Origin of the sequence: Novosphingobium sp. G106 (assembly GCF_019075875.1) — a bacterium.
Lineage (GTDB): Bacteria > Pseudomonadota > Alphaproteobacteria > Sphingomonadales > Sphingomonadaceae > Novosphingobium.
In genome coordinates this window covers 34,257-55,431 of the sequence record NZ_JAHOOZ010000005.1, presented here as the reverse complement: position 1 = coordinate 55,431, position 21,175 = coordinate 34,257, and the positions used below count along the sequence as shown (strand labels likewise).

At 60.9% G+C, this 21,175-nt stretch carries 26 protein-coding genes and 2 pseudogenes; 14 read left to right on the top strand and 14 right to left on the bottom strand.

What is annotated here, in order from left to right; genetic code table 11:
* Both KRR38_RS35495 and KRR38_RS35490 read right to left on the bottom strand, forming a co-directional pair.
* The gene (locus tag KRR38_RS35495; RefSeq protein ID WP_217408406.1) at nt 1-564 is read right to left on the bottom strand and encodes an OmpA family protein; all 564 of its coding nucleotides are present in this window, start codon (nt 562-564) and stop codon (nt 1-3) included.
* Nucleotides 565-1,755, bottom strand: a complete 1,191-nt coding sequence (locus tag KRR38_RS35490; RefSeq protein ID WP_254515963.1) for an efflux transporter outer membrane subunit — start codon at nt 1,753-1,755, stop codon at nt 565-567.
* Between the two features lie 123 nt (nt 1,756-1,878).
* Between KRR38_RS35490 and KRR38_RS38190 the strand changes: the two are divergent.
* The 3 genes and pseudogenes from KRR38_RS38190 to KRR38_RS35480 form a co-directional block, all read left to right on the top strand.
* A pseudogene (locus tag KRR38_RS38190) lies at nt 1,879-2,103 on the top strand (DUF4158 domain-containing protein); the annotation flags it as partial.
* A gap of 3 nt (nt 2,104-2,106) precedes the next feature.
* A pseudogene (locus KRR38_RS38185) lies at nt 2,107-2,280 on the top strand (Tn3 family transposase); the annotation flags it as partial.
* 142 nt (nt 2,281-2,422) lie between these two features.
* Complete coding sequence (locus tag KRR38_RS35480) at nt 2,423-3,289, top strand: recombinase family protein (protein WP_006953933.1); 867 nt, start codon at nt 2,423-2,425, stop codon at nt 3,287-3,289.
* 66 nt (nt 3,290-3,355) lie between these two features.
* Here KRR38_RS35480 and KRR38_RS35475 read toward each other — a convergent pair whose 3' ends face one another.
* Nucleotides 3,356-3,514, bottom strand: coding sequence for a DUF3768 domain-containing protein (locus tag KRR38_RS35475; protein WP_254515962.1), 159 nt, complete (start codon nt 3,512-3,514; stop codon nt 3,356-3,358).
* Between the two features lie 78 nt (nt 3,515-3,592).
* Here KRR38_RS35475 and KRR38_RS35470 point away from each other — a divergent pair, with 78 nt between their 5' ends.
* From KRR38_RS35470 to KRR38_RS35455, 4 genes are all read left to right on the top strand, one after another.
* Complete coding sequence (locus KRR38_RS35470; RefSeq protein WP_217408405.1) at nt 3,593-3,985, top strand: transposase; 393 nt, start codon at nt 3,593-3,595, stop codon at nt 3,983-3,985.
* Nucleotides 3,982-4,341 carry an IS66 family insertion sequence element accessory protein TnpB gene (gene tnpB / locus KRR38_RS35465; protein ID WP_375293512.1) on the top strand — a complete coding sequence of 120 codons (360 nt, stop codon included), beginning with the start codon at nt 3,982-3,984 and terminating at the stop codon, nt 4,339-4,341. Before KRR38_RS35470 ends, tnpB begins: the two co-directional genes overlap by 4 nt.
* 68 nt (nt 4,342-4,409) lie before the next feature.
* On the top strand, nt 4,410-5,999 hold the full coding sequence (locus tag KRR38_RS35460; protein WP_217408404.1) for an IS66 family transposase: 1,590 nt from the start codon (nt 4,410-4,412) through the stop codon (nt 5,997-5,999).
* Entirely contained in the window at nt 5,996-6,589 is a 594-nt protein-coding gene (locus KRR38_RS35455) for a plasmid pRiA4b ORF-3 family protein (protein WP_217408403.1), read from the top strand. The genes KRR38_RS35460 and KRR38_RS35455 overlap by 4 nt, the downstream gene beginning before the upstream one ends.
* Nucleotides 6,590-6,596: 7 nt before the next feature.
* Here the strand turns inward: KRR38_RS35455 and KRR38_RS35450 are convergent, their stop codons facing one another.
* The 11 genes from KRR38_RS35450 to KRR38_RS35405 all read right to left on the bottom strand — a co-directional run bounded on the left by KRR38_RS35450 (nt 6,597) and on the right by KRR38_RS35405 (nt 15,416).
* Complete coding sequence (locus tag KRR38_RS35450) at nt 6,597-6,770, bottom strand: hypothetical protein (protein WP_217408426.1); 174 nt, start codon at nt 6,768-6,770, stop codon at nt 6,597-6,599.
* A 329-nt stretch (nt 6,771-7,099) separates the two neighbouring features.
* Complete coding sequence (locus tag KRR38_RS35445; RefSeq protein ID WP_188084365.1) at nt 7,100-8,380, bottom strand: Fic family protein; 1,281 nt, start codon at nt 8,378-8,380, stop codon at nt 7,100-7,102.
* 3 nt (nt 8,381-8,383) lie between these two features.
* Entirely contained in the window at nt 8,384-8,644 is a 261-nt protein-coding gene (locus KRR38_RS35440; protein WP_022684640.1) for a hypothetical protein, read from the bottom strand.
* A 148-nt stretch (nt 8,645-8,792) separates the two neighbouring features.
* Complete coding sequence (locus KRR38_RS35435; RefSeq protein WP_059153607.1) at nt 8,793-9,665, bottom strand: ArdC family protein; 873 nt, start codon at nt 9,663-9,665, stop codon at nt 8,793-8,795.
* A 403-nt stretch (nt 9,666-10,068) separates the two neighbouring features.
* A complete protein-coding gene (locus KRR38_RS35430; protein WP_254515961.1) occupies nt 10,069-11,349 on the bottom strand; it encodes a plasmid stabilization protein in 1,281 nt (426 codons plus the stop codon).
* Nucleotides 11,297-11,824: a ParB/Srx family N-terminal domain-containing protein gene (locus KRR38_RS36895; RefSeq protein ID WP_254515960.1), complete on the bottom strand. Its 528-nt coding sequence runs from the start codon at nt 11,822-11,824 to the stop codon at nt 11,297-11,299. Before KRR38_RS36895 ends, KRR38_RS35430 begins: the two co-directional genes overlap by 53 nt.
* Nucleotides 11,825-12,107: 283 nt before the next feature.
* Nucleotides 12,108-12,428 carry a hypothetical protein gene (locus KRR38_RS35425; protein ID WP_020819818.1) on the bottom strand — a complete coding sequence of 107 codons (321 nt, stop codon included), beginning with the start codon at nt 12,426-12,428 and terminating at the stop codon, nt 12,108-12,110.
* Between the two features lie 172 nt (nt 12,429-12,600).
* On the bottom strand, nt 12,601-13,191 hold the full coding sequence (locus KRR38_RS35420; protein ID WP_020819817.1) for a thermonuclease family protein: 591 nt from the start codon (nt 13,189-13,191) through the stop codon (nt 12,601-12,603).
* Entirely contained in the window at nt 13,185-14,021 is an 837-nt protein-coding gene (locus KRR38_RS35415; RefSeq protein ID WP_254515959.1) for a toprim domain-containing protein, read from the bottom strand. The genes KRR38_RS35420 and KRR38_RS35415 overlap by 7 nt, the downstream gene beginning before the upstream one ends.
* Nucleotides 14,022-14,177: 156 nt before the next feature.
* The gene (locus KRR38_RS35410; RefSeq protein WP_254515958.1) at nt 14,178-14,993 is read right to left on the bottom strand and encodes a replication initiation protein; all 816 of its coding nucleotides are present in this window, start codon (nt 14,991-14,993) and stop codon (nt 14,178-14,180) included.
* A gap of 270 nt (nt 14,994-15,263) precedes the next feature.
* On the bottom strand, nt 15,264-15,416 hold the full coding sequence (locus KRR38_RS35405) for a hypothetical protein (protein ID WP_006949649.1): 153 nt from the start codon (nt 15,414-15,416) through the stop codon (nt 15,264-15,266).
* Nucleotides 15,417-15,671: 255 nt separating this feature from the next.
* Between KRR38_RS35405 and KRR38_RS35400 the strand changes: the two genes are divergently transcribed.
* From KRR38_RS35400 to KRR38_RS35370, 7 genes are all read left to right on the top strand, one after another.
* Nucleotides 15,672-15,980, top strand: a complete 309-nt coding sequence (locus KRR38_RS35400) for a hypothetical protein (protein WP_004213195.1) — start codon at nt 15,672-15,674, stop codon at nt 15,978-15,980.
* A gap of 398 nt (nt 15,981-16,378) precedes the next feature.
* Entirely contained in the window at nt 16,379-17,044 is a 666-nt protein-coding gene (locus tag KRR38_RS35395) for a lytic transglycosylase domain-containing protein (protein WP_020819812.1), read from the top strand.
* Nucleotides 17,045-17,065: 21 nt separating this feature from the next.
* Complete coding sequence (locus KRR38_RS35390) at nt 17,066-17,407, top strand: TrbC/VirB2 family protein (RefSeq protein ID WP_004213202.1); 342 nt, start codon at nt 17,066-17,068, stop codon at nt 17,405-17,407.
* A gap of 6 nt (nt 17,408-17,413) precedes the next feature.
* Entirely contained in the window at nt 17,414-17,758 is a 345-nt protein-coding gene (locus KRR38_RS35385) for a type IV secretion system protein VirB3 (protein ID WP_006949650.1), read from the top strand.
* Entirely contained in the window at nt 17,745-20,129 is a 2,385-nt protein-coding gene (locus tag KRR38_RS35380) for a VirB4 family type IV secretion/conjugal transfer ATPase (protein ID WP_006949654.1), read from the top strand. The genes KRR38_RS35385 and KRR38_RS35380 overlap by 14 nt, the downstream gene beginning before the upstream one ends.
* 13 nt (nt 20,130-20,142) lie before the next feature.
* On the top strand, nt 20,143-20,856 hold the full coding sequence (locus tag KRR38_RS35375; protein ID WP_020819810.1) for a type IV secretion system protein: 714 nt from the start codon (nt 20,143-20,145) through the stop codon (nt 20,854-20,856).
* A 2-nt stretch (nt 20,857-20,858) separates the two neighbouring features.
* Complete coding sequence (locus KRR38_RS35370; RefSeq protein ID WP_011627751.1) at nt 20,859-21,164, top strand: hypothetical protein; 306 nt, start codon at nt 20,859-20,861, stop codon at nt 21,162-21,164.
* Nucleotides 21,165-21,175 lie beyond the last annotated feature (11 nt).

The window sequence follows — 21,175 nt, the reverse complement described above, 5'->3', positions numbered from 1 at the left end:
CTACTCCTTGCGGCTCAGGATCAGGCTGACACGCTGGTTCTTTGAGCGACTCTGTGCGGTGTCGTTGGACGCGATCGGGTCGGCCGAACCTTTGCTGTCCGTCGCGATGCGGCCCTTCGATACGCCTCCTTCGCGCAGGCGTTGTGCCAGCGCTTCCGCACGCGCGATGCCGAGCGCATGGTCAGCCTCCTTATCGCCCGATGGGTCCGTATGGCCGATGATCGTAACCCGGACGTCCGTGTTGGCGCGCAGCATCGCGACCAGGCGGGAAACCCGGCCGATCGATTCCGGTGTGGGCGTGGCGGAGCGTCCCACAAACTCCTGCCCGCCCAGTTCGAAAGTTTTCTCGCCCGGTCCACGCGCCGCGAGCCAGTCGACCAGTTGGCGGCCAATGCTTCCTTGCTGCGCCATCATCGTCGAGCCATCGCGCAGAGCGACCAGCGCAGAGCCATCCCCAGTGGAGGGCGTCGATGGCGGACGGCCTCGATCCGAACAGGATTTCACGGCTAAAGATCCAGTGATGACGAAGGTCACGAACAGGAGAAATAGGAGAAGGCGGGCCATCTATCGCCACTCGGACGTCGGCGATGGCTGCCAACCGCCGCCGAGCGCCTGATAGAGGGAGATTGCCGCGATCAACCGGTCGCTGCGATTCTGAACGAGAGCCAGGTCCGACGACAAGAGGCTGCGTTCGGCGTCGAGCTGCTCTAGATAGGGCGAATAGCCTTCCTTATATCGCCGAAAGGCGAGCGACTGTGTACGGGCGAGCGCACCGCGCTGCCGCGAGAGCGCTGCTTCCTGTTCGCCCAACCGCTGGATCGATGCCATGCCGTCCTCGACCTCACGGAAGGCCGTCAAGGCGGCCCGGCGATAGGCGAAGGCTGCCTGATCCCGACGTGCGGCGGCACCATCGGCTTGCGCCTTGATACGGCCGCCGTTGAAGATGGGCGCAAGGATGCTGCTACCCAGCGAATAGATGGACAGCGGATCGTCCGGGAGCAGCGAGGAAGAGACGAAGCCGCCTGACGCCGACAGGCTGATGTTGGGCATGAAGGCGGCGCGGGCCACATCGAGGGCATGGTCGGCAGCGACGATCTGCTGTTCCGATGCCGCGAGGTCGGGCCGTCGGCGCAGGATCGCCGCGGGCAATTGGACGGGCACGACGGGCAGAGTGATCTCGTCAAGGCTCTTCCCCCGCGCAATCGGCGCGGGCGCTCGGCCAAGCAGAATGCTCAAACCGTTCTCCAGCCTGGCTATCGCCAGTTCGACCGGCGGTATGGCCTGCGCCGTGGCCTCATATTCCGCCTCAGCCTGGGCGAAGTCGAGTTGCGATCCATAGCCGGCTTCGGCGCGCCGGCGGATAAGCCTGAGCGTATCGCTGCGCGCGCCGAGCGTTCGCTTGAGAATATCCAGGCGGGCGTCAGCCGTCCGAAGCTGAATATAGGTGCTGGCGACGGCCGTCACGACAGCGAGCCTGACCGTGTCGCGGCTGTAGACGGTAGCAAGAAGGCTTGCGCGCGCTGCGGCAGTGCTGTTTGCGAGGCGTCCAAACAGGTCGAGATCGAACGATGTCTGCAGTTCGCCTTGCGCCGCCCATTGTTTCACATCCATCCCGAACGGATTGACGCTACGGGTCCGTCCGCCCGCGCCTGCTGCTTGAAGGACAGGGAGTTGTGCGCCACGCGCGGCCGCCAGTTGCGCGCGCGCTTCAGCGACCCGCGTGGCGGCAATTTCCAGATCGTCATTCTCCTTCAAGGCCCAGTCGGCCCCAAGCTGCGATTTTGGCCAAGTCGGAGAACGTTTTGGGAACGTGGCATTCGGTATTGACGATGGAAATCATAGAAGAGGACAGTTCGCTCCATCATAGGGAGTGGGTTGATGGATCGGAGTATTCCGGGCGGGGATTTGATCGGACGATGGAGCCTGAGCTTTGCCGATATTGATTTTGTAAATTCGAAGCCGGCCCTGACGCGCCTTGGCCTCGCCGCGCAGCTGAAATTCTTCGCTTCCCTGGGGTTTTTCGCGATCGATCCCGGCTCAATCCCTACCGATGGCCTCTCGTACCTGGCCGAGCAACTCGGTGTCGAGGCTGGCGAGATAGCCGGTTATGTGAACACCCGCATGCTTCAGACCGTACTGGTTGAGCCGAAGTGGGCGGGGCGGATGACGCCGGAAGATTATCGTGGTCTCACGCCGTTGATCTACAGTCATGTGAACCCTTATGGCCGCTTCGACCTCGACCTGAACGACCGGATTGATTTTGGACGGCTTGCAGCGTGAGGCGGCTGATCGGCCTATAACATTTGGGTACACCCCAGAGTGATAGGGCCGAGTGACACCATTCGTCTGTCACAAAAGGGTGGGTTTGCGCTCAATGTGACGATACACTGCAAGAGCCACCCTAATGTGACGGATTTTGCACTTGGCTCGTATCGGATATGCCCGCGTCAGCACCACGGACCAGGATCTGGATATCCAGATTGGCCGCCTCAAGAATGCAGGTTGCGAAATTATCCGTTCCGAGACCGGATCGGGGGCCTCGCGGAGCGGGCGCACGGAACTGGAAACGATCATGCAGTTTATGCACACCGGCGACGAGCTGGTCGTGCTGCGGCTCGACCGGCTCGGCCGCTCCACGCGCGATGTCCTGAACCTGGTGCATGAGCTTGATGAAAAGGGAGCTTCGCTGCGCATCCTTGAGCCAGAGGTGACGACGGCGGGCGACATGGGGCGAATGGTCATCACCATACTCGGCATGGTCGCCGATATGGAGCTGAAGTTCATCAAGGATCGTCAGCGCGCCGGGATCGAAGCGGCGCGCGCCGAAGGCGTTTACAAAGGCCGGAAGAAGAACGTCGATGACGATGAAATCCGCCGTCGCCTTGCCGCCGGCGCCAGCAAGGCCCGCGTTGCCCGCGACCTGAAGGTCTCACGAATGACCGTCTATCGGGCGCTCGACATTATTCCGTCACAGACCAAACTGCCGGAAAAGCCGCCCACTGCCAGCATCGCCCTGCATCTGATTATCGAGAACTTCAACAAGCGTGGAAGAGGTAGAAAACCCGCTCGGGAGCGGATTGAGGCGATGCTGGAACGCGACTACGCCATGGTAAAAAACGGCAATTGTGATTACAAACTGACCGTCGCCTATGACCCCGATCCGGATGGCATTTCCCTTGATGAGGAAATCCAAAGCCTCCTCTCCGAGATGTTCAACATCGCAGAGAGCTACAATTGCTCCATGGAAGCCGATATCTACGAGGTCGGTGGTCAGCAACGGTCCTGGTAGAATCAATCAAGCGTTCAGTGTTCGTTCTTCAACCTGGCCAAAATCGCAGCTTCGGGCCGACTGGGCCTAATAGTCGAACTTCCACATGACCGAGAGGGCTGGGCGCGTGCTGTCGTCAGTCCAGCGGGTATGCCATTGGCCGATCACATCACGATAAAGGAAACCGGCGTCATGCTCGCCGTGCGGGTCGTTGTCGGGTGTGAAATCCTCAAAGCCCTCGATCATCTGTAAGCGCCGACGGAACCCGGCCTTGTGTGGATCGAGAGAGGGGTGAATTTCGCGGGGCACATGGAGGCCTTGCGAGTGGATATCGAGCAGTCAAAAGAGCCTCGTATGAGTGCTCGCCGGGATGGCGGAGCGGTCGTACGAGTGGAGCGGCGTCGGCACTGGAGCGACGAGGAGAAGCTGGCGATCCTGAAGGAGACCACGCAGCCGGGCGCCATCATGGCGGTGGTCGCGCGTCGGTACGGGATCGGGACCGGTCAGCTCTACACCTGGCGCAAGCAATTGCTCCGCGGCGCGATGGCCGGGTTCGTGCCTGTCGAACTGACGCCCGCCGAACCGCTGACCACGCCATCCGACCCCGGCCGGATCGAAATCCGGCGCAGCGGCGGCTTTACCGTGTCGATCGACGGGCTGGTCGACAAAGAAGCGTTGAGATTGGCGCTCGAGGTTATCGGGGAGCTTGAACGTTGAGCCTGACGCTGCCGCCGTCGGCGAAGATCTATCTGTCGCTGGCGCCGTGCGACATGCGCAAGGGCTTTGATGGACTGTCCGCGCAGGTGCGCAATATCCTCCAGCTCGATCCTTTCTCTGGCGCCGTTTTCCTGTTCCGCGGTAAAAGAGGCGATAGATTGAAGGCCTTGGTCTGGGACGGATCAGGACTTTGTCTTTATGCAAAACGCCTCGAGCGCAGAAAGTTCGTATGGCCCAGAACCCAGGACGGGGGAGCAGCGCGGCTCTCGGCCGCGCAGTTGGCGATGCTGATCGAGGGACTGGATTGGCGGCAGGCGATTGTTCACGACGAGGTGCTCGTGCCGACCCTCGCATGAGCGATAAAAGCTCGGAAAACTGCCGTTTTATGTAGGCGGGAAATGCCGCTTGCGCTATAGTCCGGGGCATGCGGTTCGACCTTGATCGCCTCCCGACAGACCCCGTTCTCCTGCAGAAAATGCTGCGGGAGATAGCTGAGGTCATGGAGTTGGAGCGGGCCGAACTGGGGGCAGCAAAGCAGACCGTCAAAGCTCAGGGCCTGACGATCGAAAAGCTGGAGCACCGTCTTGCCCGGCTGTTGCGCGTCCAGTTCGGGCGCAGCTCCGAGAAAATGGACATCGCGCAGTTGCGCCTGATGTTCGAGGATGTCGATGCCCCGGCGCCGGCCAATGATGACGCTACTATGGCGTCAGGTGCGAAACCGACGCGCAAAGCCGGAACTCGGGCGCCGATCCCACCACATATCCCGCGCCAGACGACGCAGCATCTTCCGGAGCCATGCGGCTGCGGTGGCAAAGAGACCGTCATCTGCGAAGACGTCAGTGAAGTGCTGGATTACGTGCCCGCCTGCTTCCGTGTCCTGCGTCATGTTCGCCCTCGCATCGCTTGTCGCTCATGCGAAACGATCCGCCAGGCGCCGGCCATCGATCTGCCGTTGCCCAAGGTGATGGCAAGCAGCGCATTACTCGCGCACCTCGTCGTCAGCCGCTTCGTCGATCATCAGCCCTGGCATCGCCAGTCGGTGATCCTGCGCCGCCAAGGGGTGGAGATCGATCGCGATGTGATGGGCCGCTGGTCCCGTAAGTTGGCCTGGTTGATGGCACCGCTCGGCGAACGGTTGCTCGCCCACATCCTCGAAGCTCCAAAGATACACGGCGACGAGACCCCAGTGACCCTGCTTCAGGGCGAAGACGGTAGCCATACCGCCTACTTCTGGGTCTATCTGCGCGACAGCCGCTCAAGCGGGGACATGAGCCCGCCTGCCGTGGCGTTCCGCTTCACGACCGGGCGCGGCGGTAAGCATCCGGCGGCCCACCTTGCCGGTTACCGCGGATACCTTCAGGCGGACGGCTATGCGGGCTACAATGCGCTATATCATGACCCCAAGACGAAGGCACCGCGCGGCGTGATCGAGGTGGGCTGCTGGGCGCACGCGCGGCGCAAGTTCACCGATATACTTGAAAAGAACCCATCGCCGGTAGCGGCTGAAGCGGTCGTGAGGATCAGCGAATTGTTCGCGATCGAACGGGATATCAAGGGAGCGCCGCCCGATGAGCGACGCCGGGTTCGCCAGCAACTGGCCCTCCCGAAGCTGGCTGCCTTGCGGCCATGGCTGCAAGCCCAGATGCAGGGATTGTCTTCGGATAGCGCCTTGGCGAAGGCATGTCGCTATCCCCTCAACCGCTGGGCGGCGATGGTTCGCTATTGCGAAAATGGCCTGCTTGAGATCAGCAACAACCTGGTCGAAAATGCCCTGCGCGGCGTTGCTCTGGGGCGCCGCAACTGGATGTTCGTCGGGTCCACCAAAGGCGGAGATGCCTCGGCGCTGTTTTACTCGCTTGCCGAAACATGCCGCCTGAACGGCGTGGAGCCCGAAGCCTGGTTCACCGACGTGATCGAGCGTATCGGCAGCCATCCGATCAACCGGATCGACGAACTCCTGCCGTGGAACTGGCAGGCCGCAAGAGCGATCCAGAACCTGGAGCAAGCTGCTTGAGCAACGCCTTCGTCGTGCGCTTGACGATCAATATGGATGACGTGACACCGGCCGTGAGCCGCACGATCGAAGTGCCGCTCGGCATCCGGCTCGATCGTTTGCATACTACCTTCCAGGAAGCGTTGGGATGGACGGATAGCCATCTGTGGGAGCTGACCTTCGGGCGCACGGGCTTCGGCATCCCTGATCCGTCCTACGGCTTTGGTGGCCCGCTTGATGCTCGAAAGACGACCCTCGCTGAGGCGTTGGAGGGAATGCGCGGCAAGACCTTCCACTACCTCTACGACTTCGGCGATGGATGGGAGCACAGCGTCAAAATCCAGGGTATCGCCCCGGCTGATCCACAAGGAAGCTATCCCCGCCTGCTGGAAGCTACCGGGATGCGACCGCCGGAAGACTCGGGTGGTCCGTGGGGGTATGCCGAAAAGCTGGAGGCGCTCACCGATCCGGCGCATGAATACCACGAGGAGGCGTTGGAAGCCCTTGGCGATGACCATGACAGTCACGCTCAGCCGAACATCGCGGTGATCCACGCTCGCTTCGCGGCACTCGCCAAGAAATGGGCGCCGCGTCCGCGGAAACCCAAATAGCCCTACGTCAACGCCGCCTTCCGTCGGCGCTTACGATCATCTTGAGAATGTCGGACTGCGTGTTCTCGTCCAGCGCCGCGATGCCTTGCGTAATCACGGTGCGACAAGTCACACCCATCGTTCGCCGCGCAATGTCGTTCAGCGCCGCGATGGTGGCGATCTGGTCAGTTGTCGCTTCCATTTTCCTCACTCCTTTAGGCGAAGCCGCTGCCTGCGGCCTGCGGCTCTGACCCGCTGGCGAAGCGCGGGATGGGGAGGGGGGAAGCAAAATCGATGGGAGTGGTGCGGGCGGCGCGTCTAGGGAGGCCCCGGCGCGCGCGAGCGCGCCGGAACTGGCCGAACTTGTCGAGCAACCCGGTCCTGTCGATTATGCTTCGGGAACGAAAGGGCGGGTGCCCTTGGTGTTCCCCCCGGTGGCAACTGCCACCACTGACGGGGCGCGGCCCTGGGCCGCTCGATCCTATGTGGCAGCTGACAGACTACTAGGCGCGCGGCCCTGGCCGCTCATTTTCAGCGCTCGCGGTCCTTTGATTTCTCGGCCGCCTGTGTCGGTGATTTGCCTTCGCGCAATGTTGCGGCGACATGCACCTTTGCGCTTTCGACGATCTGCGCCAGCTGTTCCTTCGATGCGCCGCGCTCGGTAGCTGTGGCGACGCGCTTATCAATGGCCAGCTGGAATTGCGCGAACCTGGCATCGGCCCGGTTCTGCTCAGGCGAGTTTTTCTCGAATTGCGCGGCAAGGCGTAGATCAACCTGACTGACGCCGGGAGGCATGACTTGCAGACGTAGCACGCGATCGGCGGCCTGAATGTCGCGGTCGGTCATTTTCGAAAGGAAATCAGCAGTGCCCGCGCTGATGGCGCGGACTCGTTGCAGCGGGTCCATGCCCTCGGACCAACTGACTTCGATTTGATGATAGCGGCGCTGTTCGATCAGTTGAAGGTGGTGCATCGGCCCTTTGGGATCACGGAAAAAGGCGAGTTCCTGCGCAGAACGGGCGGCTAGCTGGCGCATGTCAGCGGACGTTTCCGCGATCCGGTTAAGCTGCTCATACTGCCGCGACGCAACGGTTTGCGCAGTAGGTAAGTAACGGCTGATCTGATCCTTGGCTTGCTCGATGCTCATAGCGCGCCGTTCGCCAGCTGGCATGAGAGATTCCATCGAGGGCGGAAACGCGATGCCCGCTGGCCCGCGCGCTGGCTCGACGCGGCTCTGTTCGAGGGGCATGGCATCACGGATAACTTTGGCGAGGGAGGCGTGATTTCCGGTATGGAAGCTATCGCGGCTCGCCTCCATCCAGTCCTTCGGCCCCATTGCCTGGATCGAGACGAATTTTTCGGCCGCAAGGGAATGTAGCTGCAAGTGCAGCCGCATGGTACGACCATTGCCCTCACGGAACGGATGAACGGCATTTAATTCGGAGATATGCCGTCCCATGGTATCGGCAAAGCGATCACGATCCATCGACTTGAGGGTTTGGAGGTCGGGCAGCTGCTTAAATTCGTGCTCCATGCTGCGGGCAATGAAGTGCGCTCGCGCAAAAGTGCTGCCGGGTTTGCTTATGTCCACAGTCCGAAAGCGCCCCGCCCAATCATATACATCCTGAAACAGATGATTGTGCAGTTCGCGATACTCGCGCGCATTCGTCGCCGGCATGGCGCGCTGCACAATCAGCTCGCCATGCCGGACAACCGAGAAGAAAGCTTCTCGCTCCTTGAGAATATTATCGTCGCGGATTCCCAGCTTGTTCCGAAGAACGTCGCTGTTACGCCAGGTGTAAGGGTCGCTCACCAATCATGCAGCAAGTTTCTGGCGGGACAGAACATCACGGTTGTAGTCCTGCGCCAGACCAATCGCCACATCGACGGGAATTTGGGTTTCGACCAACAGCAAACAAAAAGAGTGGTCATCCGAAACCAATTCAAGTCCTTCAATCTTGCAATTTGCGATTGCTTCGCAATAAGCTGCCATCACGTCAGGAATGTCTTCCTGCCGACGCGGCTCATACCCCATCGCCTTGATGCGATTCCTGTAGGTGTCGATGATATTTTCCATTTTGCACCTAAAAACGACCTGCTCCCGCCCATAGTTAACATGTCGGGATTTGTATATAAACCACATTGAGTAGCCCCCCATATTTCACTTTCCTGAAATGAGACGCCGCGCAAGCGCGGCGTCTCGTGCATTTTGCGGGGCGGGGCATTCAATCCGCTTGGTCGGTCATCATCGCCAACAGGTAGTCGGCGGCGTTCTGCGCCTCGCGGGCTGCCTCAAAAATGGCGCGCTTGTCGTTGCGGAGCGCGGTCAACCAGTGCTCGATATACGCGGCATGGTCTTCGCGTTCCTCGACCTTGAAACCGACAATCGCGCCGATGAAGGATGCGCCCAGCTCGGCCACGAGTTCGTCCCTCGCATAGTCGGCGCGGCTCGTTGAAATCAGGGTTTTTCGGTTGAGGCGGCTTTCATGCCCTGCATGATGCACGGCCTCATGCGCAAGCGTGGCATAGTAGTCGTCGGCGGAATGGAACGCTTCAAAAGCGGGCATTTGGATATAGTCGTCGCGGGTGTGGTAATAGGCTTGCGATCCGCCGATGCGAACGGTTGCGTCGATGCGAGAGAACATCACTTCAAGCTCAACGTCGCGGGTTTCGGGATTGGTGATGATCGGGGCGGGCGCGGGATATTTGCCGTCCAGTCCTTCGACCTGATCGGCATTGAAAACCGTGTATCGTTTCAAGAACGGAATGGCGCGCTCGTTGTCCGTCTCGGAGTCTTTCACGACAAGCTTGTTGGCATAGACAATGGTGGTTCCCTTGCTGCCCTTCCTGACATTGCCGCCCAGCTCCAACGCCTGTTTGAAGGTCAGCCAATAGGGCGAGGCGAAGCCCTGACGCATAGCGCTGGCCCAAAGGCTGAGGACGTTGATCCCACGATAGGCGACCCCATTGTGCCGGAGCGGAATGGTCGGCCCACCGCTCCACGGCTTCACCCACGGCTTGGTGCCCGCTTCCAGCATCGCAAGAATGTCGTCGGTGACGGCCTGATAAATGTCGATCCGGTTCGTTTCCTTAGCCATTTTTCACTCCTTTAGGCGAAGCCGCTGCCTGCGGCCTGCGGCTCTGACCCGCTGGCGAAGCGCGGGATGGGGAGGGGGGAAGCAAAATCGATGGGAGTGGTGCGGGCGGCACGGCTAGGGAGGCTCCGGCGCTCGCGCGCGCCGGAACTGGCCGAACTTGGCGTGCAACCCGGTCCTGTCGATTATGCTTCGGGAACGAAAGGGCGGGTGCCCTTGGTGTTCCCCCGGTGGCAGCTGCCACCACCGGCAACGCGCGGCCCTGGCCGCTCATTATACGCGGCCGATTTTACCGGCTGCGTTCTGTAAAATGGGTGCGGTGGCAGCTGCCACCGCCCTGCAAGTTTGCGGGGAGCGCGGGAGTGAAGCGCGCTCCCCATGCCGTCATGCCGCTTGGCTTTCGCTATCAGCGGCATCGGGCAAGGCAGAGGGTCGAAGGGCGGGGGGGCAGGATGCGCCGCCCCGCAAGGCGCTCGTTGACCGTCACGGCAAGATCAGAGCGCTTCATGGTCTGGCAATTCTCTGCGGCGTCGTTGCCGCAACCTTCGGCCAGCAGCTTCAAGAGCGTGGCCTTGCTAAGCTGGTCATAGAATACCTGATTGGGTTCCCACTTGTCGGCCATGTCGATCTGCGCGGCCCCGACGATCTGCGCCAGCTGGCGGTCGCGGTCGCTATGGAACGAAAGGCTCGTGATCTGCGAGGCCACGCAGTAGGCCAGCAGCCGCAATTTCGCTTCGCTGTCCATCTGGCGCATGTCGTCCAGCGTGGGTGTCTCGGCCAAGCGGGCAAGATCGGCCCCCGCGATTTCGTCAATGTCGGCAATCGTGGAATGGCCCATGATCGCCTCGTCAACATGGAAGCGGTTCTTCTCGGCGGTGATTTCGGCGGCTTGTTGCCACGAATAGGAGTTGCCGCGAACCTGCCCCAATAGGCCCGTCAAGAGCACGTCCAGCGCCAGCTCCGGGTCGCTGGCAAGGGCTTCCCGAACCGCCATCGTGCGGATGCCGCCCAGCTGATCCATGACCTTCTGCGAGTAGTCGGGCCGGGGAGGCTTGGGGCCATCGGCGGCGGTGCCCTTGGCGCTGCGCGTGAACGCAACCTGTTCGATACCGTCATGCCCGATGAAGACGATAAGCGAGTGCTCGGCCTTCTGCTCGGCGGTGAAGACGCGGCAAGCCGATACGATAGCGTCCTGCTTGCGGGTCAGGGCGCGCAACTCGTCGTCATAGTCGTGCTCGTCCTCGTCCACCTCGCTTTCCCGCTTGGCGATTGCCGCCTCGATCTCGACCAGCTGCGCGGTTTCTTCCTCGGTCGGATGGCGCTCGCCAGCGGGTTCCAGATGGCCGCGCATCCAGTAGGAATCAGGCCGGTAGAGCTGCCCTTCTGCATCGCGCCAGCCATCTTCGCGCGCCGCCTTGGCGATGGCGTCGAGCCGATCTTGCACAAGGTCCATGACAAGGCCCGCATCATCGCAATAGCGACGTTCTCCGAAAAGATCGGTGGTGAAGGTGCCGCCTGCGGCGCAATAGGCTTCCTCGCCTACAATGCGAAAATGCTTGTCGGTATCGGCAACCTTCTCCTGGGTGAGCATGGCGCGGATTTGGTGGGCGTTGTCGCCGGTGCGCTTGAAAACCTCAAGCTGGCGGTCCTGATCGTCTGTCAGCGCGAAAGCCTGCGCCGCGCCCATGCCGATTTCGTCTTTCTGGAAGGCTTTGAGAATGGTCGGGTGCAGCGCCGCCAGCTTCAACACGCGGCGGACATAGGCGGGGGGAGACGCCGAACGATGCTGCAACATCGTCAACGTCTTTGCCGCTGTCGATGATCGCCCGATAGGCGGCGATGGCATCGGCGGGGTGCATGTCCTCACGCTGCGCGTTCTCGGCAAGAGAGATTTCCAGCGCCTCGTCCTTGCTGCGGATTTCAACGGGAACCTCGAAAGTGCCGGGGATGGTCTTTGCCTTCTGCAACAGCTTCAAGGCCCGGTAGCGCCGCCCTCCAGCGCAAATCTTGATCTTGCCGTCCTCATCATAGCCGATCAGGTTTTGCAGCACGCCCCGCGCCTGAATGTCGGCTGCGAGGGCTTCGATTTCCTTGGGCTTCACCTTCCGCACGTTGAGGTCGGAAAGCGCCAGCTTGTTCAGTTGGATGGTCTGGATGGTCATTTTTCACTCCTTTAGGCGAAGCCGCTGCCTGCGGCCTGCGGCTCTGACCCGCTGGCGAAGCGCGGGATGGGGAGGGGGAAGCAAAATCGATGGGAGTGGTGCGGGCGGCGCGACTAGGGAGGCCCCGTCGCGCGTGAGCGCGCCGGAACAGGCCGAACTTGTCGAGCAACCCGGTCCTGTCGATTATGCTTCGGGAACGAAAGGGCGGGTGCCCTTGGTGTTCCCCCCCCGGTGGCAGCTGCCACCACCGGCAAGGCGCGGCCCAGGGCCGCACATTTAGCGGCTAGAGAATGGCGAGAGCGAGAACCGCAACGATTGATCCGCACAATGCGGACAAGAGCATCAGGCGTGTCGTCGCGGCATTGATCGCGATCGCAGCGCCGGCACAGGCCCATAGCAGCGCAATCGTGGGTCCAGCGCGGTAGATAAGGAAGCCGATATAGCTGTTCGGCAGGAGCCGCGGATAATCGACGATCAGGCGTGCAACGATACCGCCGCCTGCGAGAATGAGCGCGGCGATCAGCCATGCCGCGATTGCCTCGACGCGCGGCGATGCACTGTGCCTGGGCGCGGCCTGCATCGTCGTTCGCATCGCATCATTCATGCTAATCTTCCCTTATAATCGCTCTGATCCCTTAGCGTACGTTTTCGAACATTCTCTCACCGGACCCCTTATAGCCCTGACCGTCACCCGAATGGGCGGAGACGGCTTTGCTGGCTCCGTGGAGCCGCGCGGCGCAGCCGTGGGGTGGAATAGGGCAGGTTCCCGGCTCCGATCATTTGCACTTGTTCGGCAACTGGCCCCTCTCGATCGCCAGATTCCTCATCGCCTCGTAATCGACACCCCAAAGGCCTCGCCGCTCGTCGGCTGCATCTTTCATGAAACGGGCATAGGCCAGCCCTGAATGTTGCCTGTAATCAACGGCATATCCATGGCGCACCATCGTTGCCGAAACAGATGCCCCATTCGACCGAAACCGGCACGACAGGTTAGACCGGCCCCAGCTTGTCCGCCGCGTGTTGCATATCGGCTCGATCGTCAGCTTTTCGTCCTGAAAATCGCTCGTGCAATCCATGCCGCCATTTTGCTTCACCAGCTCTTCCAAATAGAGCTGCGCTGCGATCTTGGGCACATTGCCCTTACCGTCCTCATCCGGCGCATCGATTCCCGACAACCGCACCCGCTTTTTATCGAGCGTTTCGAGCGTATCGCCGTCGATAATGCGCGGGTTCTCGACGTGGATCGAAACTGGCTCGCTATTCCTTGCTTGCATCTGATTGAACAGCGCACCGAAGGCGAAAACAGAGAGAATTGGCAACGCGATTTGCTGATTTCGCGGCCATTTTTTGAAACCTCGGATCAGCACCTGGCTCTCTCCTGAAGAATGTCGTTCCAGTCCATCGGCGCCGGGGCCGGCGGGAGGATGATTTTCAGTTCGCGGTCGTTGGCGGTGAGATGGTCGCGCGCGTCCTCTATGGCCTGTGCAGCTTCCTGGCCGTGTTGCGAGTAGATGACGATTTTGCGGATGCGTTCCGGAATCGCGATCAGGCCATAGCGGCGAATGCCGCCAGCGCCCCACACCTTGAATTTTCCGTCACTAAGCTGGGTGACGGAAACGGCTTCCTCGAAGCCTTCCGCGAGGCGCAGAACATCGCCGGTTGGCTGGCCGCCGATCCGCATCGCGGCGTGTCGGACCAGGCCGAGTGTCAACTTCGCCTCGCGCAACGCCGCATGGTAGCGTTTCTCGCCCGTTGCTGGATCGAGCAAGATCCGCTGCACGGCGATTATGCCTTCGTCGGCCTCGAACGGCACGAGAAGGGCAGGATGCTCTTCGCGGGCGTCGGGCGGGCCAACGATGCAACGCGGAGCAAAGCGGACCTTGAGGCCGACCGGGTCGATCGCGCGCGAACGCAGGTAGCGTTCAGCCGCGGTGCCTGCGATCGGCACGGCGGAATCCCATAGGTGCAGGGCGAGCTTCCGGCGCGACGGTTCGGGCGCGCGATCGACCGTCTCGCCGCTGGTGTGACGATTGATTTTGCGGCTGTTGAGCGCGGACCATACGGCTTCCTGGCTGCAACCGGCCCAACATTTGAACAGGACGGCCTTCTTGCCGGGGGTGACTTGGAGCGACGGATTGCGGTCGTTGTGGGCTGGGCAGCAAACCATGCCATATGAGCCGCGCCAGTGGCCGCCCATATCCGCTACGATCTGACGTGCGCGTGCTTCGACGTCCATCTGCATCGAACTTCTTTCGTCAACGGTATCCCGACATTGGGATTTATACACATTTCACGGAGGCGGGCAAACGGTCGGGATATATGCCAATATCGCGCATGGCCCGACTAGGGCCATTCAATATAAATATCTCCGCCGGTTATCTTCACTTGCGAATGACTCACGTTCTTTGGCCTCAATCGCTTCGCCCAAGCTGGCGAGAATATCGGCCAGCTCGCGCTTGTCCCGCTCTTCGCGGGTTAGCTCCCATAGGGGCAGCTGATCCCTCATGCGCTCCATGTCGCGCGCCGCCTCGATCTGGCGATACTGTTCGCAAGCGGGGGCTGGGTCAGCCGCGATGCCGCGACGGCGGCGAGCGGCGAAGATTTTGGAGAGGAAGGCGGGGAAGAGGAAGCGATAGGCGTTCGTGGCCTGCTTGATGCGCGGGCCAGCGCCTTGCGCTTCGTGATCGGGAACCGGCTCGTAGCGCCGGAACCAGTCGATAATGCGCGCCTCTTTGAGGCGCGAAAGCGCCTGAACGACGCAATTTTTGCTGAGGCCGGTTCCCTCCATGATGGTGTGAAGGCTGGGGAACAACGCGCCGGTGCTATAGTCGATGACGCGGGCCAGGAACTCGATAATCTGGATGCCGGCCTGTCCGATCGCACCGTTACGAATGCGCGGCGTGGTTGTCCGCCGCTGCGCGAGCGTCTGCCGCTCGTAGAGCTTTGCGGCTTCGATCATCTCGCGCATCTGGCGAGCATTGCGGATCGGCGTGTAGGCCTTCGCCCGCTTCTCGTGGCCTACGGCGATGCTGCCGGCCCAGACTTTGACGCGCGGTTTTTCGGCACGCGCAAGCAAGGCGCGGTCGATCGTGGCGAGGCCGGTGCTACGCAGCACGGCGCCTATGGAAGTGGTCATGCGGACCTCCCTTCGTCGGTCCCGCGAGGCCAAGCGCCATCGCTCCCGAAAGCACGCTTTCGAGATTGACTTTCGCTGCCGCACCACCGATAAAGGGAGCCAAGTTAGACGCGCTCACCTTCGGTGGCACAAACAGCCCTCGCTCAGCCAAGCGAGGGTTTTTTGTTGCCCTGTCGCCTCGGGGAGCCACCCCGCACGCAACAGATGAATCGCCGACTCCAAGGCGGAATCAGCGCGTCATAACTGGCTCAAGTTTAAGGGGTTGGCAAGAATAAGCGTGCGCGCACGCTTATAACGCGCTCGTCACGCCAATTTGCGGTAGTGGCGCAGATAGTCGGGATATTCGATCCCGCGTGCCTTCAAGAGATTGATCGTCGCCTCTTCGACCAGGGCAGCAACGGACGTTTGTTCGCGCTCAGCGAGGTTCTTGATCTCGGCCGCCAGCTCGGGTTTCACCGATGCTGCGAGATTTCGCGTGTTGGCGCGGCTCGGCCGACGCCGGGGCAAAGGAACCGGGAGAAGAGGGTCTTCCTGTCTTTTCGGGCGCGCCATAGGTCTAGAACACAAGAGGTTGGTGTGGTGCCGGAATAAGCGTGTTGACACGCTTAATGGCTGTAATGTGGTTGCGCGGCAAGAGACGACAAGCCGGGTTGCCCTCGCCGTCAAAGCGAGGATAGACATATCCTAATCGGTAAAAGGGAATAAATCACGATGCCGCATAGCGACGATTGGCAGTATGATCCGATCCTTGAGCGCGAACTAACCACCCGCCGCCCTGCTGGGGGAATGATCCAAGCGGTCGAAATTGCGCAACTGCCGTCGAGTGAATGGATCATCAATGTCAAAGTATCGTGGCGTGGCGATAAGTGGCTGAATGTCTGCCTATTCGAGCAACCAACGCTTAAAACCTACAAGCGACTGTCAAGCGCTGTGCGGCATGTCGTGCTCGATTACGGATATGAGGATGACCATATCCGATTGGTCCCCGACAAACAATGCAGCAACAAATTGGCGTTTTAGGCTTCCCTTTCCCCCCTCATCGTGATATGTGCATAAATCTCGATGACGAGGGAGAAAGCGATGAAAGCTTTTAATTTCGCGCTCGCGACCGCCTTGGTGGGGGCTGCGGTGCAATCGACCCCCGCTGTAGCGTCGGATAATACTTGGGCATGTGAGGTTGTTCTGTGCATCTCCAACCCGGGTGGTCCGACGCAATATCCAGCCTGTGTTCCACCGATAACGAAACTGTGGCGCGTGCTGGCTCTCGGCGGCAGCTTCCCGACATGCACGGGCGGGGGCATCGCCAAGACCAAATACAAGAAGCCGGATGATGGGAGGCCTGGTCGCTTGACGGTCACTTGGACTGACGGGCGGCAACAGACCTACTATCAGCCGCGCAACTGACCGGGAGCGGGAACGTGTTCCTCGAAACCGGGGCCGTTCTTTCGCTGGCGGCGCAATGCGCCCCAGCAGTAGCACCGCATACGATCGCCGCGATCGTGGATGCGGAATCTTCGAACTATGTGTTTGCGATCAACGTCAACGGCGTGGCCAGTCAGCCGCGCCGTCCGCGTAATGAGGCTGAGGCCATCGCAACCGCGCGCTCCTATGTGGCTCGCGGCTACAGCGTGGATCTCGGCCTCGGCCAAATCAATTCACGCAACATGGGCTGGCTCGGCCTGACGTGGGACACTGTTTTCAAGCAGTGCGCCAATGTCGAAGCGGCAGGGCGGGTGCTCCTGTCCAATTTCCGTTCGGCCAAGACGGGGCGCACCCCGCAAGAGGCCCTTCGGGTCGCACTCAGCATGTATAACACAGGCTCTCAATCGAGAGGTTTCCGCAACGGCTATGTCGCCCGCGTGGAGAACGCAGGTCGCCGCGTCAGCGGTCGGCCTGCGACCGCAATCCCGACTGTCATCGTAGGCGATCAGCCCGCCAGCGCCGCCGTGAGCGACACTGGCGCCGGTCGTGTGCCGGTGGAGCTGGCGGAAATCGCAGCGGAGAACATGGAGGCGGCTCCACCGCCTCCACCGCCTGCGTGGGATGTTTTCGGCCGCGCCCAACACGCGCGGATTGGTTCGTAAGGCGAAGATAGGAGTTGTCGAATGTTTCGTATCTGGAAGATCAAGGCTGAATCCCGGCTCGATGCGCTGCTCGCGCGTCTCAAGCCCTCGCCGCTCATGGCGCGCGCGCTGCCCCTGTCGCTGCTGGCAAGCCTGCTCGTAGCGGAGCCGGCTTTTGCGCAGGCAAACTTTGAAGGCCTGGCCGACAATATTCTCGGCCTGCTGAGCAACGGTTTGCTCCGCACGCTGGCGATCATCGCGATCATCGTCGTCGGCCTTCTGTGGTTCCTGGGCCGCGCGTCGGTGCAGATGCTCGTCACGGTCGTAGTTGGCGTGGTGATCGTGTTCTCCGCGCCTTGGATCGTCGACACGATTACGGGGTGATCGGGGATGGACGGTCAGGAAGAAATGACAAAAGACCCGCTGTTCTTGGCCGTCACCCGCCCCGCTTTGTGGGCGGGTGTTCCCATTGAGGCGGGCGCGCTCATCATCATGGCGGGCGCAATCACGTTGGTTGGTTCGGGCAATCCTCTCTACGGCGGCGCGGCCGCCGTCGCGCTTTATGCGATGGCGCGGCTTATCGTTCGGCATGACGTGAACGCATTCCGGCTGATCTTCCTGTGGGGCCGGACCAAAGCGGCGAACCGGAACCGCGTCTTTTGGGGTGGGTCGAGCTACACGCCGCTGCCGCTCTACGGAATCAAGCGAAAGGGATTTGGTCGTGGTGTTCGGTAAGAGCGCGCTCGCGGAGAAGGTGCCTTTTGACAAGGCCAAACGGGAGGAAATGCCCGAGAAATTCTTGCCGTATTCGCGGCATGTCAATGAGCATGTGGTCGCCCTCGATAACGGCGATCTGATGCTCATGCTCGAACTGGATGGACGGCCCTTTGAGACTTCGGACGTGCGCGATCTGAATGATTGGCACACGCGCCTCAACGGGGTCTGGCGCAATATCCATGACGAGCGGCTTTCGATCTGGACGCACATGTTGCGGATGCGCGTGCGCGACTATCCAGGCGGCACGTTCCGCTCGCATTTCGCCGCGAAGCTCGATCAAAAATACTATGAGCGGATGACGGCCGAACGCATGTTCCGCAACCGCTTCTTCATGACGGTCGTGATCCGCCCAACAGCAAACGCGACCGACAAGCTGATGGATTTCCTGCGCAAGAAGCAGGAGGACAAGAACGCCAATATCGCGGAAGCTCTAGAGCTGCTGGAAGACAAGGTGCGCGATCTGGAAAAGCTACTGCTGCGCGTTCGTCCGCGCCGTGTCGGCATCTATGAGCACCGGGGTCTCCTGTTCTCCGAACCGCTGGAAATATTGAACCAGGTGATGACCGGGCGCTATCGGCGCTGTCCTCTGGTCCGTGGCCGTCTCGGCTCGGCGCTCTATGCGAGCCGCGCCATCATCGGCGCTGAGACATTTGAGGTCCGCGACGCCGATCATTCGATGTTCGGCGGCATTTTCGGCATTCGCGAGTATCCGTCATCGACAACGCCGCGCCAGTTTGAATCGCTGCTTTCGGTCGATTTCAGCCTCGCCATAACGCAGTCGTTCACGTTCCTGTCGCGCACAGCGGCAACAGAACGGTTTCGGCTTCGCCAGACCCAAATGGCGAACGCCGGTGACAAGGCGATCAGCCAGATGGATGAGCTGATCGACGCGGCCGACGATTTGCAATCGAACCGCTTTGTGCTGGGGGACCATCATTTCACGCTGACGGTGTTCGCGGAAGATTTGAAGAAGCTGCGCGATAACATGTCGATCGCGCGCGCTGCGCTGGCCGATACGGGCATGGTCGCCGCCCGCGAAAGCGCGGCGCTGGAAGCTGCCTATTGGTCGCAGCTGGTCGGCAACTTCGCGTGGAGGGCGCGCCCCGCGCCGATCACGTCATATAATTTCTCGGCGTTCTCGCCCTTCCATACGTTCCCTGCAGGGCACGAGGACGGCAATCATTGGGGGCCTGCGGTCGCCTTGCTCAAGACAAGCGCTCGCAGCCCCTATTACTTCAATTTCCATTCGGCAGACCTGGGCCATTCGATGGTCATTGGTCCATCGGGCGGCGGTAAGACGGTGCTGGTCAACTTCCTGATGGCGCAGCTCGAAAAGTTCAACGCGCGCCATATCTTCATCGACAAGGATCAAGGCGCGGAAATTTTTGTCCGAGCCAGCGGCGGCACCTATCTCGCGCTGCGCAACGGGGAACCTACGGGCTTCGCTCCGCTCAAGGCGCTCGACAATACGGCTTCCCATCGCGCGTTCCTCGGTCGCTTCATCCGCCAGCTGGTGAAGCAAGAGGGGGCGCCGATCACGGTGCAGGAATCGCACCTGATCGACGATGGCATCGAAGCCGTGATGAAGCTGCCACGCGAGCAACGCTCGCTGTCGGCGCTGCGGACCATGCTCGGCATGTCGGACTCGGGCGGCGTCGGCGCGCGCCTAGTCAAGTGGACCTCCGAGGGGAACCTTGGCTGGGTTTTCGATAATGAGGAAGATTCCATGTCTCTCGAAGCCCGTTTCGTGGGCTTCGATATGACCGACTTCCTCGAAAACGCGGAAATCCGCACGCCGGTCATGCTCTACCTGTTCGAGCGGATAGACGCGCTCCTGACAGGCGAGCGCATGGTGATTGCGATTGACGAATTTTGGAAGGCGCTGGCCGATCCGGCGTTCACAGCATTTGCGCAGGATGGCCTCAAGACATACCGCAAGCGCAACGCGTTCCTCGTCTTTGCAACGCAGTCGCCTGCAGACGCGCTGCGGTCCACGATCAGCCATTCGATCTTGGAGCAGGTAGCGACGAAAATCTTCCTGCCCAATCCGTTCGGCCAGCGCCGGGATTACATCGAAGGCTTCTCGCTGTCGGAGGCGGAATTTAAGCTGGTGCGCGAAGAGCTGTCGCCGGAAAGCCGCAAATTCCTTGTGAAGCAGGGCCATGACTCCGTTGTGGTCGGCCTGGATCTCATTGGCATGGACGATGAACTGGCCGTGCTGTCGGGGCGCGCTGAGACAACGGGCGTGGCCCGCGAAGTGATTGCCGAATTGGGCAATGATCCGAAGCTCTGGTTGCCGGAATTTCACCGGCGCCGGCGCCCAAGCTGAAAGGAGTGAGACTATGAAGCAGCTTTTCTTGGCGGCTGTGTCGATCGGGAGCCTTGCGGCCGCGACGCCAGCCAGTGCGCAGGGTATCCCTGTGTTCGATAGCACGTCCGTGCTCAAGCATATCGAACAAATCCAGAAGACCATGCAGATGATCGAGCAAGGTCGCCAGCAGATTGCGGAAGCGCAGCAGCTCTACCAAGGGTTGAACCAGCTGACCGATGTTTCCTCGATCGCCAACCAGCTCAAGACGGATTCGCTTCGCACGCTCGGCGTCGATGTGAACTCGCTCGAACGCATGGCGCGCGGCGATTTTGGCGGCGGCGGCAGCTATGGCGGGCGATCTGATGCGATCTATCAGGACATGCTCGAACGTCTCGGCGTGTCCGCGAATGGCGATCAGACTGATGTTCGCTATCAGTCCGCGCGCTCGATCGCGATGGACAAGGCCATGGCCGAAGGGATGGGCGAAGCGGCCACATCGCGTGGCGAAGGCCTGGAAGAGCTGCGCAGCCGCCTAGCTTCGGCATCAACGGCCAAGGAAGTCGCTGACCTTCAAGCGCGCATCCAGCTTGAAAGCGCGTCCATGATGAACGACCAGCTCCGCGTCGATGCCATGGAGCGGGCGCGTCGGGCCGAACAAGCGGCCAAAACGGCGGAAGCCCTCTCCAGCTATTCCCGCGATCGTGAAGAGCAACTGGCCCGCGCGCGGGCAGCGGCGGGAATGTAAGAATGCGGAAGATGGCCTTAGTAGCATTGAGCGCAGCCGGCATAATCGCCGGCTGCCAACGCGCACCCGTTTTCCCTGAAATCCTCATGACCTACCACGACGTGGAATGGCTCAAAGCCAACGAAGATCAAATTCCGGTGATCGTATCGGAGTGCGACAAGATCATGAACAGCGAACTCAAACAATCCGATCTTCCCATTCCCGTCGCCAAGAATTGCGGAGGCATCAAGTCTGCCATCGCCTCGATCAAATATTCCCGTGACCGAGAAGATCAGATGGCTCGCGCACGCAAAGCGGCGGGAATGTGACAGCTCGAAGG